The 13,877-nt window shown below is 36.5% G+C and carries 18 protein-coding genes; 4 read left to right on the forward strand and 14 right to left on the reverse strand.

Annotated elements, in window-relative coordinates; all coding sequences use genetic code 11:
* The gene (locus tag AS4_RS03190; RefSeq protein ID WP_096733056.1) at positions 1-693 is read left to right on the forward strand and encodes a hypothetical protein; all 693 of its coding nucleotides are present in this window, start codon (positions 1-3) and stop codon (positions 691-693) included.
* Positions 694-704: 11 nt separating this feature from the next.
* Here AS4_RS03190 and AS4_RS21695 read toward each other — a convergent pair whose 3' ends face one another.
* The 5 genes from AS4_RS21695 to AS4_RS21700 are packed head-to-tail and all read right to left on the reverse strand — an operon-like array spanning position 705 to position 2,207.
* Positions 705-869: a hypothetical protein gene (locus AS4_RS21695; protein ID WP_167468925.1), complete on the reverse strand. Its 165-nt coding sequence runs from the start codon at positions 867-869 to the stop codon at positions 705-707.
* A gap of 5 nt (positions 870-874) precedes the next feature.
* Positions 875-1,195, reverse strand: a complete 321-nt coding sequence (locus tag AS4_RS03195; RefSeq protein WP_096733058.1) for a hypothetical protein — start codon at positions 1,193-1,195, stop codon at positions 875-877.
* A 2-nt stretch (positions 1,196-1,197) separates the two neighbouring features.
* A complete protein-coding gene (locus tag AS4_RS03200) occupies positions 1,198-1,872 on the reverse strand; it encodes a hypothetical protein (protein WP_096733060.1) in 675 nt (224 codons plus the stop codon).
* The gene (locus tag AS4_RS03205) at positions 1,869-2,051 is read right to left on the reverse strand and encodes a hypothetical protein (RefSeq protein WP_096733062.1); all 183 of its coding nucleotides are present in this window, start codon (positions 2,049-2,051) and stop codon (positions 1,869-1,871) included. Before AS4_RS03205 ends, AS4_RS03200 begins: the two co-directional genes overlap by 4 nt.
* 3 nt (positions 2,052-2,054) lie before the next feature.
* A complete protein-coding gene (locus AS4_RS21700; RefSeq protein ID WP_167468926.1) occupies positions 2,055-2,207 on the reverse strand; it encodes a hypothetical protein in 153 nt (50 codons plus the stop codon).
* Between the two features lie 553 nt (positions 2,208-2,760).
* On the opposite strand from AS4_RS21700, the gene AS4_RS03210 reads away from it, so the two are divergent.
* The 3 genes from AS4_RS03210 to AS4_RS03220 are packed head-to-tail and all read left to right on the forward strand — an operon-like array spanning position 2,761 to position 5,965.
* A complete protein-coding gene (locus tag AS4_RS03210) occupies positions 2,761-3,381 on the forward strand; it encodes a hypothetical protein (RefSeq protein ID WP_096733064.1) in 621 nt (206 codons plus the stop codon).
* Positions 3,378-4,964, forward strand: a complete 1,587-nt coding sequence (locus AS4_RS03215) for an AAA family ATPase (RefSeq protein WP_096733066.1) — start codon at positions 3,378-3,380, stop codon at positions 4,962-4,964. Before AS4_RS03210 ends, AS4_RS03215 begins: the two co-directional genes overlap by 4 nt.
* Positions 4,964-5,965 carry a hypothetical protein gene (locus tag AS4_RS03220; RefSeq protein ID WP_096733068.1) on the forward strand — a complete coding sequence of 334 codons (1,002 nt, stop codon included), beginning with the start codon at positions 4,964-4,966 and terminating at the stop codon, positions 5,963-5,965. The genes AS4_RS03215 and AS4_RS03220 overlap by 1 nt, the downstream gene beginning before the upstream one ends.
* Positions 5,966-5,972: 7 nt before the next feature.
* Here the strand turns inward: AS4_RS03220 and AS4_RS03225 are convergent, their stop codons facing one another.
* The 9 genes from AS4_RS03225 to AS4_RS03265 all read right to left on the reverse strand — a co-directional run bounded on the left by AS4_RS03225 (position 5,973) and on the right by AS4_RS03265 (position 13,839).
* Positions 5,973-6,989, reverse strand: a complete 1,017-nt coding sequence (locus tag AS4_RS03225; protein WP_096733070.1) for a contractile injection system protein, VgrG/Pvc8 family — start codon at positions 6,987-6,989, stop codon at positions 5,973-5,975.
* Positions 6,986-7,417, reverse strand: a complete 432-nt coding sequence (locus tag AS4_RS03230) for a phage tail protein (protein ID WP_096733072.1) — start codon at positions 7,415-7,417, stop codon at positions 6,986-6,988. The genes AS4_RS03225 and AS4_RS03230 overlap by 4 nt, the downstream gene beginning before the upstream one ends.
* A gap of 9 nt (positions 7,418-7,426) precedes the next feature.
* The gene (locus tag AS4_RS03235) at positions 7,427-9,943 is read right to left on the reverse strand and encodes a phage tail tape measure protein (RefSeq protein ID WP_096733074.1); all 2,517 of its coding nucleotides are present in this window, start codon (positions 9,941-9,943) and stop codon (positions 7,427-7,429) included.
* 12 nt (positions 9,944-9,955) lie between these two features.
* Complete coding sequence (locus AS4_RS03240) at positions 9,956-10,057, reverse strand: GpE family phage tail protein (protein ID WP_227548118.1); 102 nt, start codon at positions 10,055-10,057, stop codon at positions 9,956-9,958.
* An 11-nt stretch (positions 10,058-10,068) separates the two neighbouring features.
* A complete protein-coding gene (locus AS4_RS03245) occupies positions 10,069-10,422 on the reverse strand; it encodes a phage tail assembly protein (protein WP_096733077.1) in 354 nt (117 codons plus the stop codon).
* Between the two features lie 47 nt (positions 10,423-10,469).
* Positions 10,470-10,976 (reverse strand): phage major tail tube protein, encoded by a 507-nt coding sequence (locus AS4_RS03250; RefSeq protein ID WP_096733079.1) that lies wholly within the window; start codon positions 10,974-10,976, stop codon positions 10,470-10,472.
* 2 nt (positions 10,977-10,978) lie between these two features.
* Positions 10,979-11,602 (reverse strand): phage tail sheath subtilisin-like domain-containing protein, encoded by a 624-nt coding sequence (locus tag AS4_RS03255; RefSeq protein WP_096733081.1) that lies wholly within the window; start codon positions 11,600-11,602, stop codon positions 10,979-10,981.
* Between the two features lies 1 nt (position 11,603).
* Complete coding sequence (locus tag AS4_RS03260; RefSeq protein WP_096733083.1) at positions 11,604-12,653, reverse strand: phage tail sheath protein; 1,050 nt, start codon at positions 12,651-12,653, stop codon at positions 11,604-11,606.
* A 112-nt stretch (positions 12,654-12,765) separates the two neighbouring features.
* Positions 12,766-13,839 (reverse strand): leucine-rich repeat protein, encoded by a 1,074-nt coding sequence (locus tag AS4_RS03265; RefSeq protein WP_096733085.1) that lies wholly within the window; start codon positions 13,837-13,839, stop codon positions 12,766-12,768.
* Positions 13,840-13,877: the final 38 nt, after the last annotated feature.

Genomic DNA, 13,877 nt, shown 5'->3' on the forward strand with positions numbered 1-13,877 from the left:
ATGAGAATTACAATTCTAACGATAAGTGCAATTTTTGCTATTTTTGTTGCTTTTGTCCAAATAACAAAGTTTTTTTTAGAATTAAATGCTAATAAAAGGAAGCAATTAAAGGAAGATTATGAATCTGCTTTGTTAGCCTTGAAACATACTGCTCTAGAAGATGAAAACTATGCCAATATGCTAGAATTAGCAGAAATGAGAAAGTATCAGTTATTGATCGGAATCCCTTTTATTACTAAGAATTGTGCTAAACACTTGTTGGCTCAAACAAATCAAACTGCTTCAATTTTTAGATATAGACGTAGTGTTGGAATGGTAGAGTTTTCTGAAATAGACCAAAAGTTTAAATTTAGCTATGGTTTTAGAACTACCTGGTTTAGAAAGTTTAAAAAATATTCTGCATTTTTGATATATCTTTTTCTTTTTATTATTGGATTTGCTCCTATATTCTTTTGGAATTTTATTGATCCTCAAGGGCTTTTATATGCAAATATTACTGAAAAATATTCTATTGAAGGATTTTGGATTATTCTTATTTTTTGGATAATTTTATTTATTTCTTCTGCATTTTTCTTTATTGATTATTCAGCTAAGGTTCATTTTGGTGAAAAATTGGTATATAAAAATTTTGAGAATAATTTTATAAGAAATTTTTTTAGATCTCTTTTTAATCGTAAGAAAAAGCCCTCTTAAGAGGGCTTTTTTTATTCATTAATTTCTAGTTTGCGTATAACTTGCCTGACTTGCTCTTGAATAATAAATAGAGTGCTTGAGACAGACTCTCCAGTAAGCGACTCACAGTTTTCAGTACTTTCAATTAATAAAGCTAAATGTTTATCTAGTAAAGACAATCTAGTTTGAATGTCCATAATTTTTACCCCTTGTCATTTATGGCTGAAAAGCCATTTGCAATGAGATCGGATAATTCATAGAAATACTTCCAACTTTGTTCCGTGTTTTCAAGTATTAAGATCGCTTGCACAGAACTAATACTTAAATTATAGCTATCAAACTGTTGATTATAGTGAAAATCAATATTTTCTCTGAGTTTTGACCAGATAATGTTGGTTTCAATAAAAGTTTTATAAGACACATTTGGATTGATGAAATTATATAGTTTTTTTGAAGAAACAAAAAACTGACGTTTATTGGTCTGCGGATTTTTAACTCTAAGAATAATTTTAGAAATTGTCATTTTTATATCCTTATTAAGTTTTCAGGCAGGACTTGTTCAGGCGTATGCCATTGCCATTTATTGATATTTAATCTGTTACATGCGGAAGCGGTATAAGCAAGTATAGATCTGGTCTTTTTATCCCAAAAGTGTAGGCGTGGATCATTATAAGCAATATCCAGTTTGTACTGGCGAAGCTGTTGATATAAGGCTCGGTGTTGACTTGGGATTATTGCTAACTGTTCAGGTGTTGCTTCTGGTTGAGTGGGCGTGTTTGTACCTACAATCGTTTCGGTCACTGCTTTTGGTTCAGCGACTGGTTTTGTTTGAGCAATTGAAATGCCAAACAACTCTTTCAGTTTTTTATAGTTAATCGTGTAGTAATTGACACGCATAGACTTGTTTGGATCTAGTTTATTAATTTCAATTAAGCCCATTTGTTTAAGCTTTGCTACAGCACGTTTGATAGTGGAAATACTAAAAAAGCCTAATGTATCGGTCCAATCTTCATAGGTGTGAAACCACCACTTACGGTTATTGTGTTGGGTTAGATTCTTTTTACGTTTGTATTTTCGAGTTTCGTTGAGTAAGTAATACAGCTTTTGTAAAAACGTTGCAGCAGGTAAGCCCAGTTCTTTACAAAGCATAGGTGAAGCAATAATTGGATATTCGTTGTTTTGCAAGAGTATGTTTTTCATATGTCATACCCCGTACGATAAGATTCTATATAACAGACTTTGCAACGTGCAGCCCATTTCTGAATCCCATCTTTTAAGCCATTTTTAAAGTAAAACTCTTCATCAAAAGGGAAGTATTCATGGCACATCGGGCAACATTTTTCAGTGCCTAATTCGGTTTGTATATATATTTTAGGCATGATTTAACCTCGTTTTTTAGAACGAAGAAAATTTAAAATTTGAATACTGAGCTTTTGAGGTTGGGCAAAGTCAGACGCATGTAAGCGTTGAATGCAGAGGGTGTGAAGGTTTTGAGATGCAGGTGCTGAATGCACACTTTTGTTTGGAGTATTCATAGTTAAGTCGCTTTTGGATAAGTTTTAAAACCTATCAGCATTACTTCTCACGGTAATGGTGACAGACTACACAGGGGTGAGAATACCGTTCCAAAAGCATACGGCCAGCACAAGGCTGCCCTGCATAGCCTGTCATAACGACTGACTAATCAGTAGGCAAAAAAAATGCCGCATAAGCGACTTTGATTTTGCGCTTTTGGATTATAAAACAGGTTCTCACGCCCGTTCACAGTTTCGCTGTGATGTTTGAAATATAACGATGATTTTTTATGAAGTCAACTAAGGGGTGAAAATTTCATTCTTTTATATCTCTAATACTTAATTCTATTTTTATATAGAAGAAAGTTTCTTTTTGACACTTTCCATTGGGTCATAATGAACCATATCATTGTTTCAATATGAGCTAATTCATAGTGTTATTTTTAAGATAAATTAATTAGATATTTTAAAATATATGCAATATTGGATTTTAGTTGAATGATATACTTAACTTTGTGAATCTGTGAGAGAATATAGAAAATTTAATATAAAAGTAGTAATTACTTAATAACTTATGACAAAGAAATTTAATTCACGATTAGTGGAATGGGTAAATGAATTTGGACAAGACCGACTCAAAGAAATGAAAATGTTAGAAAAACGAAAATTAAAAGGTTCAGAAGTATTTTCTGATGCTCTAAATTATATCCATCTTAAAAAAGATTTTGGCAATGATGACTATGAGTTAGCAAAGCTGAATTTTGATGGAGTCATAAATAACTTTAAAAAATTACCAATAAAAAAATGTCCATTTTGTCAGCAGAAAATGGTCGATAACAGTGATGCCATAATTTTAAAAGCATATATGGGGAGCTTTGGGCTTTCTACATTTTCTGATTCATATCTAGCCCAAGGAAGTGAACATATTTGGCTTGGAAATTTTACATGGTCTTGTTATGACTGTGAAACCTTAGCTACACATCCACCTAAAGATACAGCCAAGGTTTGGCTAAACACACAAGGAATGCGAAAGAAGAAAATCTTTGCCAGTTCTGTATTTAAAAAATTCCCTGAAGTTGAAGCTATGAGTTTGGAAGGTATGGCAGGGCGTGGATGGTTAATTAAGTTTAATGATAGTTGGTATAGCAACTGTAAGATGAAGGATGAGTTGATGGGGGTGTGGGGTATAGAATGAGTATAAAATTTTATGTAACTGAAACAAAAGAGATTAAACCACCTTTAGTTAAAGGGCCATTTGTCCATTTAAGGAAAGATAACTGGAATGATTTTTCATATAGAACTCAGTTTTATTTTGATTATTATGATGAAAACAATGAACTAAAATTTAGTACATTTTTAAAAATAGCATTTGATAATGATGTTAAAATAAAAAAAACAGATGATATTAATGAGTTAAACTATATTCAATATATGGATAAAAGTTTTACCAATCTTGAAAATGGTTTTTTTTCGATTGGGGCTAGTGAATCATATTATAAAGAATTAAAAATTTTGGATGATGATAAACGAATAGAATTATTAAGTTCTTTGAATGATCTAGCTTATAATTCAGCATTATATGAGAAAGTAAAAAATCAAAGTTTATCAGTTTTTAGTACATCATTAATGAGAAATTTTGATGAAGAGGATTTTATTAATCGAATAAGAAGAATCGCACAAGGTGGCGAGGTACTTACATCTTATAAATTTAATTTTAACTTTAATGATGAGTGTAATGTAGATTTCAATGTTGAACCTGAATGTTTTCCTCCAACAAATACACATATTCTTATTGGTAGTAATGGTGTAGGAAAAACCCACTTTTTAAATACAGTAATTTCAGAATATTTCTGTAATGAAAATAATCAGGGAAGTATTTCTAAGTTATTGAAGCTAATAGTTGTGTCATATAGTCCTTTTGATAGGTTGTTTAAAAACATTAATAAAGAGTTTATTAATAGTAGGAACTATTCCTATATAGGATTAAGAGAGGATCCAACTAACTTTAAAGTTGAAAACTACAAGACAGGTTCAGAAATCGAAGAAGATTTTTGTTTGAGTATAATGGAGTGTGCTGAATCATTATCATTAAAAAGACGTTGGATCGAAATGGCAGAAATACTTTCTATAGACAGTTATTTTAAAAATACAGAATTAAAAAAAATTATTTTGAGTATTAGTGATAATGATATTGAAGAAAAATTCCTTGGTAGAAATCATAAAGTAAGAAAAGAATTTAGAGATTTAAGCTCTGGGCATAAGATTATTCTATTAAGTCTAACTAGATTGGTTCAACTAACTATTGAAAAAAGTTTAATCTTATATGATGAACCAGAAACATTTTTACACCCTCCATTAATTTCAGCCTATATGCGTGCATTATCATGGTTGTTAATTGATAGAAATGCAGTAGCAATAATTGCAACACATTCTCCAATTATATTACAAGAAGTACCAAGAAAGTGTGTTTGGATTATACAAAGAGATGGGGATTTTTATAATATAGCTAGGCCTGATAGAGAAACATTTGGTGAAAGTGTCAGTACATTAACACGTGATATATTTAATCTTGAGTTAAGAAAGTCTGGTTTCTATAAAATGATCTCGGATAAAGTAAAAGAAATAATTACCTATGATAAGCAGAGAATATTTAAAAGGCTAAAGACAGCTACAGAATATTTTGAATTAGTAATGGATGAGTTTAATAATGAAGTAGGTGATGAGGGGCAATCTCTAATTTTATCTGAGATTTACCGACAATTAGATGAGGCTCAATAATGTTTTTCATACGTAAACCAAATTTTACTATCAAAGAGACTTACCCTATTTGTGTGGACTTTATATCTAATCCTGCCATTAAATTATATTTAAGTTCACTTCAGGGTGAAGTAGAAAGTTATAGTCATCGCTATGAGGAGTTAGCATCTTCAGGAAGATTAAATGAATTTACAGTTCCAACAATTTTTGATGATCAAGTTAATCCGAACAATGAATGGTTGAAAAAATTATATAAAAATTATTTAAGTGTTAAAAATAACTCAAAATATGCAGAGGCATATAAATTTTATAATAGTATTAAAAATTATGAAACTTATCAGAAAATAAGAAGATGTACTTATTGCAATCATTCTATGGTACAAGCTCTAGACCATTTTTTACCAGAGAGTATTTTTAAGGCTCTTGCTGTAAATCCTATAAATTTAGTTCCATCTTGTGATTTTTGTAATGAAACGAAATGGACATATAAACCTGATAATTTGCAACCGAATAGCGTTCTTATTCATCCTTATTTTGATAATGTGATGGATTTGGATTGGCTAAAAGTAAAGATAAAAACTACTCATATATTTAAAGTTAATCCAGATGTAATAAATGGCTTTAAGAATTTTAATTTTGTTTATTTGAATAATTCTTCTATGCATAACTTTTTGAGCTTAGAAGTATATAAATATTCGAAGAAAATGATACATACAATTTTTTATGTTAACAATCAAATAAGTAAATCAAATGGGTTATTGTTTGATAGGATTAATTTGACATTTGATAAAACTGGACTTCAAACAACTTTCTCTTTTGCTGCTGATGATTTTTTTCAGACAGAGATTATACCAAATCTTCAATATGGTATGTATTCTGATAAAAGTGACGAAGATTTGAGAAATCTTTTTAGTATGAAAGCAAGAATTCTATGTAGTCAAGGCTACAATAAAAATCATTGGAAAATAGCTTTATATAATTTTTTATCGCAATACAATTGTAGTTTTAAAAATTTATATTAAATTTAAATTATTTATTAGACTCTAGATCCAACTGAGTAGTAAATCCGCCATTCTTAGAAAAACTATGAGTGGCTTTTTCAACGATCCATTTCAATCGATCAATCTCATTTTTAAAACCATCTAGTTTGACAGGTGACTCTGTACTGATTTCAGGTATTCCATAAGCGAGACTAAGACTGAACTTGGCCATTTGGCGTTTAATCTCATCCATTTTTGCATCTGCAGCACGTTGAGCATCCTCTTTACTCGCAAATGTCCCTTTTATGACTTTGGTCTTGGTTGACGGATCATTGCCACCACCACGTTTTCCTGGATTACCTGAGGTCACTCGCTGACGTTTAGCTTTGCTTAAATCTTGGTAGCCTGCAGAAACACTGGTGTAATCGGATTCCCGATCTTGCTCGTTATAACGGAATTGATCGCCATCACTCCTAGTCACCGTAATTGATGACAAATCTTGACCTGAAGCGGATTTAGCTGAGCCAGCTTTAAAAATAAGTAAACGATCTTTTTTGACTGCCATTTCTGCGCCATTGGTCTTTGCTATACGTGCCAAAAGATTGAGATCCGATTCATTGGTTTGATCGATATGATTAAAACTTATGGCTTTTAAATCGGCAGTCATGATCAGTTCTAATTGATGGTTTCTCGCAATTTCAGTTGCAACCTCACCAAAAGATTTGCGGTGATATGATTTTGACTTGGCAACTTTAATACTGCTCTTGAAATTAGCGCTCGAGGCTTTTACGGTGATGGCATCTGCAGGACCTGACCATTCGGACTCATCGACAATGAAATCACCTTTATCGTGAAGTTCTTCACCAATGAACCCCATTTTACAATTCAGTCTTACTCCTCGTTTTGGTAATTCCAAAGCTCCATCACTATCATCAAGAACAATGCTGAGTTCATCTGCTTCATTGGCTCGATTGTCGGTTACAGTTACGCTAATGATTCGACTTAGAATTAAATCATTTAAGGGCTTATTGTCTGCAGTAATCAGGCATGTTGGTGTTTTTATCATGTGATCACCTCATCTCTGCTATCAGGTGCGGTTTGCTCCTCGATGCGCTCATCATCGGTGCGAGAAAGTTTTAAGGTGAAATCAACTTTTCTGGGGACGCCATTGTCTAAAAGATAAGTCTTGGTTTCATCAATATTGTCGATCACATAGACACCGTATAAATAACCGCTGCCATCCATAAGCACAAAGCCTTGGCCAGTACTGGCCATGCTTGCAAGTTCATCAATCGCATAGCGACGCCCGAACCCGTATTCTTCATAAATTAGACCAGGTAAAGTTACGGTATCTGAACCAACACCGGTGTATTGCTTTTTGGCTCTGCCTGCAGCCACTTCATTTTCAGCATATTTCCACGCACGTTGTCGCTGAATTTCGGTAAAACTCAAGGTATCGATTTTAAATAAAAACTGTCCAAGGCTCATTAACATGGTGTATTCCTAGTCCTGATCGCTATAACTGCGGTTTTGAGCTGAAGCGACAGATTGTTGCCATTTATTTAATTCTCTATTGACTACTGCACCAACAGCCTGAGTATCAGAAACCCCTGAGATATGAATCTGTGCAGGTGCAAAATGATTGATTGATGTTTTCGCTTGAGGCAAGCGTAAAGGTACGATCGGCTGCGTTTGAATCGTTTTAGTGGGGATCGTGGTTCCAGTTGCTGCAGTATTACTAAATTGTGGAATTTGAGGAATTTTTGGAATATTCACAAAGGGGATTTTGTTCAGTCCAGTAATGAGCGTATTGACAGCACCAATCACTAATCGAATCGGTGAAAGCAAATGATCAACAATACTCGCTCCGACGGCCACTACACCGCTTTTAAAGTTTTCCCATGCTGCCATAGCAGCGCCAACAAATATCACGATTTTGGCTGCAGTCTCGCCCAACCATCTGCCAATAGTCACAAAGGATTGGATAAATATGCCTGCAAGTAGACCAATAAATTCACCCAATATTTTGCCGTAATTGGTCGCATTTTGAAGCTCTTGATTGGAGGCTTGCATCGGTGTCAGTATTTCACCCAATATGCCTTTAAATGCGGTCCACGCGCCTATCAGCGCATCCCAAAGTGGCTGTAAGGGTGCAAGTATGGTTTTGATATTAGTAAATGCGCTACGAATTGCATCTATGGCAGGCGTAAGGCCAATTTTTAGACCATCCCAAAATCCTTTAAAGAATGCTTTGATCGGCCCCCAATATTTATAGATGACAAAAGCGACCAGGGCGATTGCTGCAATAATCCAAGTCAAAGGATTAGTAAGTAGGGCAATGCTCATTGCCCGTAAACCTACAAGCAATAAGGGAATCGCACGACTGGCCAAAAAAGTAAAAGCACGACTTACAAGTTGAATGGTTTTTGCTATGAGTGTGAAACGGCTCGGTAGGCCGATACCTAGCTTGCCTGCAACGGTCCGCAATACAAACATTAAAATAGCAAGCTTGGTAATGCCTGCAATCACGCCAACAATGGCCCCAAAAAATAAGTTGGTGGTGTATCTAATACTTAACATCGCCACTTTAAACATGATCAATTGCATAGCAATTTTAGCAAGGGTACGAACAAGCTCAGGGTTTGCATCTACCCAATTTTTGACTCGATCAATGATTTCTGTGACTTGTTGGATAAAAGTACGTAAGTCGTTGCCAAGCACTTTTTGTATGGAAATACTAAAATCTTGCCAAGCACCACCCATATTTTCGATATCGCCTGAAAGATTGTCTTTTAAAATCGCAGCAGCTCGTGCAGCTGCGCCTTCAGAGTTTTCGAGCTCACTGGTGAGTTGCTTAATCTTATTTACAGTTTTGCCTGTGTTTTCATCAAGTATTGCTGTTTGATCAACCAATACAGCCATTGCTGAAGCAGCTTCGACACCTGAAATATCTGAAATGAGTTCTAAGCGTTTTTGTGAACCCATGCCTGCAGTAGATTTTCGAATATCATCCAAAATATCAGACATATCACGCAGATTGCCTTTTGTATCTACTGTTGTGACATTTAAGGATTCAAGCGCTGCTTTGGCTGCTTTTGGTGGTGATGCTAAACGCAACATGATGCCACGAAGCGAAGTACCGGCTTGGGTATCAAGGATATTATTATTTCCCAATAGGCCAGCCATTGCGGTAGTTTCTTCAATACTTGCACCATATTGCTTGGCAACAGGTGCAACATACTTCATGGTTTCCCCTAAACCTTGAACACTGGTTGCAGTCGCATTGGTGGACTGTAAAAATATATCATTAACTCGGTTGATATCTTTGGCTGCTAAACCGAATCCATTTAGTGTACCTATGGCAATTTGCGCTGCCTCAGCAAGTTCGACTTTGCCTGCTTCAGCCAATTGTAATGTACCGCCTAAAGCCTCATGGATCTGCTTAGGATTAAAACCGCCTGAACCTAAATTGAATTGTGCCTCTGCAGCTTCCTTTGGACTAAATGATGACGCTGCACCCCATTTACGCGCATCATCCTCAAGCATTTTCATTGTTTTGCTATGTTTTTCTAAATCTAAAACAGCCTGAACACCACTCATTTGTTTTTCAAACTCAAGGGCAGGTTGAAAAAACTTATAAAGACCTGCGCCTGCAGCGATACCGCCTATGGCCATGCTTTTAAATTCTTCTCGCATTGCTGCTCTACTTTCAGCAAGTTTGGCATTCCATTGATCTGTTTTATTGAGGATTGCGGATAAGGCATGATCTACATGACCATATTCAGTCACCAACATTTTTGTTGCTGATCGAACGGCATGGGAATATTTTTCTGTTTGTTTTAGAGATTGATTATATTGTTGTGCATCTGAACCGCCCATAGTGCGGTTTAAGCGGTCAATACTCCGGGTAAGATCTTCAATAGAATTTTCGGTGTTATCCGAATTCTGACGAATCATTTTAAGAGGACGAGTAGCTTCATCCACGATCATTAAAATTGCACTTAGACTTAGACTACTCATATTTTTACCTGGTCAATGATTGACTTCAGAACGTGCGCGCGCTCGTTCATTCCATTGCATTAATTCTTCTATTTCCCAATGTTCACAATCTTTCGGTGTCCAATGAAAAACCACAGCAAGGTTCGCTATGACGTCATCAACGCTGCTTGGGATTTGGCTTTCGCACTGACTAAAAAACTGGTGAGCTCCACGGTTAAAGTGGTGTAGTCAGATACATCCATTGCGTTTAATTCAGCCACATTAAGGGCAGGTTGAGTAACACGGGTAAGTACAGTATTCACCGCATTAATTTCCCACTTGAGCACATCCTGTAGGCTTAAATTGCGTAATGTACCGACGTTGGGTTTACGAATTTGAATTTCAGTAATTTGAATCTCACCACGAAGGATGGGGTTTTCTAAAATTGCTGTTTTAACATTCGGATCTGTGATGGTTTCTGAATTAAGTGCTTGAGTGGTTTTTTCAGTTGCTTTAGTCATGATTTTCTCTGATTTAAATATAAAAATGGGGGGTAAAACTTGGTCTATTAAAGACCAAGTAATTTTTTGATATCAGCAACGAGATTACTGTCACCGAAGCGTTCAATACCTCGAATGAAATCAAGTTCAACTTCGACTACGCCATCGACTTCCATACGGTAATAGGTGTAGTTGTAAGTCATTTTAATTTCAGTTTTATCGCCATTTTTTGAGGTACCCGGATCAAGCTCCAATGCCTGGCCACGCATATAAATTTCAACATTTTGAATCTTGCAGGTATCTTGATTCTCGTAAATGCCGACATAACGCACAGGTAAATCGTTGGTCCCACATACCCCCAATTGTCGGTATTGTTTGACGTCAAAACCTGCATAGGTCACTTCACCTTCAAGCTTTTCATAGCCCATGGCCAAAGCGACATCACCGATCATGCCTGCGCCTCGGAAGTCTTCAGTCTTTTTGGTGATTTTTGGGATGTTGAAGCTTTCGGCTACAGTTGCCCATGAATGCATATTGACGAAGACATTAAAATTTTTAAGCGTTCTTGGTAACATGCTTAAACTCCTTCTGTGGTGTTTGCGCCATTGATCAACTGAGCAAAGTCGACCAAGTATCGACCTGTGATACGTTGGTTTAAGCCTAGATTTTCAAGTGGTGGAATAGGGGTGTAGTCATAATCGACCCACATTTGCCCTTGCTGTAATTGTGTTGTTGAGTTCTCATTCGGGTCATACCAAACCGATGCACCCAATAGATGTTTTTCGCCCACATGCTCCTGAAGCTCTGCATCAATTGAATCAATAATGTCTTTGGCCAAGAAAGGCGTTAAGGGTTGATCAACAAAGGGGAAACAGCCATTAATAATGGTATCAAGTAGAAAATGGGCTGTTCGTGTTGAGACTTCAAATGCAAAGTTAGGATCTGCAGAACAAGTGCGGTTACCCCAAAAACGAAGGCCTTGATGTTGAATAAGCGTTGTGATTTCTTTGCTATTGAGATAGCCAGCGTCAGTGTCAGGATCTTCTAGATCCCAAGTAATAGGGCGACTGATCCCTGTTGGTCCAGTCACTGGAATATTTGAAAGTGATTTATGCCAGCCGACTTTTTTATCAGTTTCAGCACGTAAAGCAGCAGCAGCCACAACGGCAGAGAGGATGCCTGGTCCGTATAAAAGTTCCATATTAAAGTCCTAAAAAGTTTTGAACACCACAAGAGTGGATTTCAAGAGGGCTAACCAATGGTGTCGCAGAATCTTGTCTTCTTAAAAAATCAAAAAAATCATATTCAGCGTTCAAAGATTTTTTTAAAGTAAGCGTCGCAGCGCCTTTAAAGGCAGAACCATCACCACCCATAATCCAACCATTAAAGGATTGAAAATATGCAACTCCACCACCGCCACCTGTGAGTAATTGTCGGTTGCTTACAAGATTTAAAATTCGATGAATAATCGTTTCAAATTCAGCTCTGGTACCGTTGGTTTCATTGTCCATAACGAGTACCTTATTTTTGAAATCTATATCTTCATCAGGGATTTGTAGATCGTAAGTAATCGTATATTGAGCCGATATTGGTAAATCCATTGCCACATTTTCAACCGCAAAATACGATGGATCACACTGGCCTTGCGACCTTCCCAAGAAGACATTTCCACTGGTAAATTCTGGCCAAATCAACATGATTTCACGATCTGAAAGCGTGTCTCGATAGGCTGTAACGTCTTGCATGGTTTCAAGCATTACCCCGAAAATATCCCGTGGGGTAACATAAGAAAATGCACGGATTTTTTTATTGACGGATGCCAAGGCTTGAACCACATCAGGGGTTTCTACGTCTGGTGCAATGTTAATTTTTGGCGTGATTCCCAAGATGGATTTTGCAGTCAGCAATGCTTGGATACCGGTGCGTTGACCTGTTGGTAAGGTTGTACCAATGACAAGGCTTTGATTAAAAACTTCGCCTTTAAACGGGTCTTGAATACGAATAACCACCAATGTTGGAGAGGTAATCGCGGACATGGTTTCTAAACAAGCTCTTAAATTTCCTTCAGTCCCTGAAGCTGCTAGTGCTCGATTGATTGATGTCACTAAAGTCGGTGTATCGAGTGGAAAAACATTTTCATCTGCATCATCCGAAAAGGCGATGAGTCCGATGACATTGGTGTCAGCATCTCGCATCGGGATGATGCCTGACGTGGGTTCTCTTTTGGATATCCCGTGATGAAACTCAGCCATGATTACTCCAAATATGTTGTTTTGGCAGATTTGAAGTCATCATGCGGTTTGAGATTTTATTATTCTATAAGATCAATCCTGTTTAAGTCTTAAACAGGATTTTTGCATTTAGTCAGTTCAATGGTTGAATCAAATTTGCATAAATATCCCAAGCCGATTTATAGGCATCTACTGAAGCAGCAGGTACATATATTGTTTCTAATGGGTTATTTGAAAATGATGCAAAGGTTTTACCTATGGTTGGTGGGATCAGGCTTAATGCAGTCACAGTTTTGATTTGATTATTTGCAAATGCAAAGCTATCGAGTTCGATTAATTTGGTAGGTAAAACGATTTCGCTGATTTGATTATTTGCAAAGGTATTTTGTTTAATCCGTTGTAATGACTCAGGGAAAACGAGTTTTCCTGAAATCTTATTATCGTAAAATGCTCCATCACCAAGATATTCAACACCCTCATAAACAATCACATGGGTGATATTTAAAGATTTGAATTGTTCGAATTCTGCACCTTTCAAGTATTGGGTATTTACGATTCCATTAATGGTGTAATCGATACGTCCACCACTGGGTTGAGGAATATTATTCCCTTGAAGCACATTGCCACTGGTAAATTCTGGCCAAATCAGCATGATTTCACGGTCTGAAAGGGTATCTCGATAGGCTGTAACATCTTGCATGGTTTCAAGCATTACCCCGAACATATCCCGTGGGGTGACATAAGAAAATGCACGAATTTTCTTATTGACGGCTGCCAAAGCTTGGACAACTTCAGGGCTTTCTACACCTGGTGCAATATTAATTTTAGGTGTGATTCCCAAGATTGATTTTGCAGTCAGTAAAGCTTGGATACCTGTGCGTTGGCCAGTTGGTAAGGTTGTACCAATGACCAGGCTTTGATTAAAAACCTCACCTTTGAATGGATTTTCAATACGGATAACCACAAGTGTTGGAGAGGTAATCGCGGACATGGTTTCTAAACAAGCTCTTAAATTACCCTGAGTTCCTGAAGCTGCTAGTGCGCGATTGATTGATGTCACTAAAGTCGGTGTATCAAGTGGAAAAACATTTTCATCTGCATCATCCGAAAAGGCGATGAGTCCGATAACATTGGTGTCGGCATCTCGCATCGGGATAATGCCTGAAGTGGGTTCACGTTTTGATATTCCGTGATGAAACTCAGCCATGATTACTCCAAATATATTGGTTTGGTGGATTTGAAGTC

Origin of the sequence: Acinetobacter guillouiae (genome assembly GCF_002370525.2) — a bacterium.
Lineage (GTDB): Bacteria > Pseudomonadota > Gammaproteobacteria > Pseudomonadales > Moraxellaceae > Acinetobacter > Acinetobacter guillouiae.

Coding starts and splice junctions, on each gene's coding strand:
- AS4_RS03200 (WP_096733060.1), bottom strand. CDS start 1,872: ATGAAAAACATACTCTTGCAAAACAACGAATATCCAATTATTGCTTCA.
- AS4_RS03210 (WP_096733064.1), top strand. CDS start 2,761: ATGACAAAGAAATTTAATTCACGATTAGTGGAATGGGTAAATGAATTT.
- AS4_RS03255 (WP_096733081.1), bottom strand. CDS start 11,602: ATGGAACTTTTATACGGACCAGGCATCCTCTCTGCCGTTGTGGCTGCT.
- AS4_RS03260 (WP_096733083.1), bottom strand. CDS start 12,653: ATGGCTGAGTTTCATCACGGGATATCCAAAAGAGAACCCACGTCAGGC.
- AS4_RS03265 (WP_096733085.1), bottom strand. CDS start 13,839: ATGGCTGAGTTTCATCACGGAATATCAAAACGTGAACCCACTTCAGGC.
- AS4_RS03215 (WP_096733066.1), top strand. CDS start 3,378: ATGAGTATAAAATTTTATGTAACTGAAACAAAAGAGATTAAACCACCT.
- AS4_RS21700 (WP_167468926.1), bottom strand. CDS start 2,207: ATGAATACTCCAAACAAAAGTGTGCATTCAGCACCTGCATCTCAAAAC.
- AS4_RS03235 (WP_096733074.1), bottom strand. CDS start 9,943: ATGAGTAGTCTAAGTCTAAGTGCAATTTTAATGATCGTGGATGAAGCT.
- AS4_RS03230 (WP_096733072.1), bottom strand. CDS start 7,417: ATGTTAATGAGCCTTGGACAGTTTTTATTTAAAATCGATACCTTGAGT.
- AS4_RS03220 (WP_096733068.1), top strand. CDS start 4,964: ATGTTTTTCATACGTAAACCAAATTTTACTATCAAAGAGACTTACCCT.
- AS4_RS21695 (WP_167468925.1), bottom strand. CDS start 869: ATGGACATTCAAACTAGATTGTCTTTACTAGATAAACATTTAGCTTTA.
- AS4_RS03195 (WP_096733058.1), bottom strand. CDS start 1,195: ATGACAATTTCTAAAATTATTCTTAGAGTTAAAAATCCGCAGACCAAT.
- AS4_RS03250 (WP_096733079.1), bottom strand. CDS start 10,976: ATGTTACCAAGAACGCTTAAAAATTTTAATGTCTTCGTCAATATGCAT.
- AS4_RS03190 (WP_096733056.1), top strand. CDS start 1: ATGAGAATTACAATTCTAACGATAAGTGCAATTTTTGCTATTTTTGTT.
- AS4_RS03245 (WP_096733077.1), bottom strand. CDS start 10,422: ATGACTAAAGCAACTGAAAAAACCACTCAAGCACTTAATTCAGAAACC.
- AS4_RS03205 (WP_096733062.1), bottom strand. CDS start 2,051: ATGCCTAAAATATATATACAAACCGAATTAGGCACTGAAAAATGTTGC.
- AS4_RS03225 (WP_096733070.1), bottom strand. CDS start 6,989: ATGATAAAAACACCAACATGCCTGATTACTGCAGACAATAAGCCCTTA.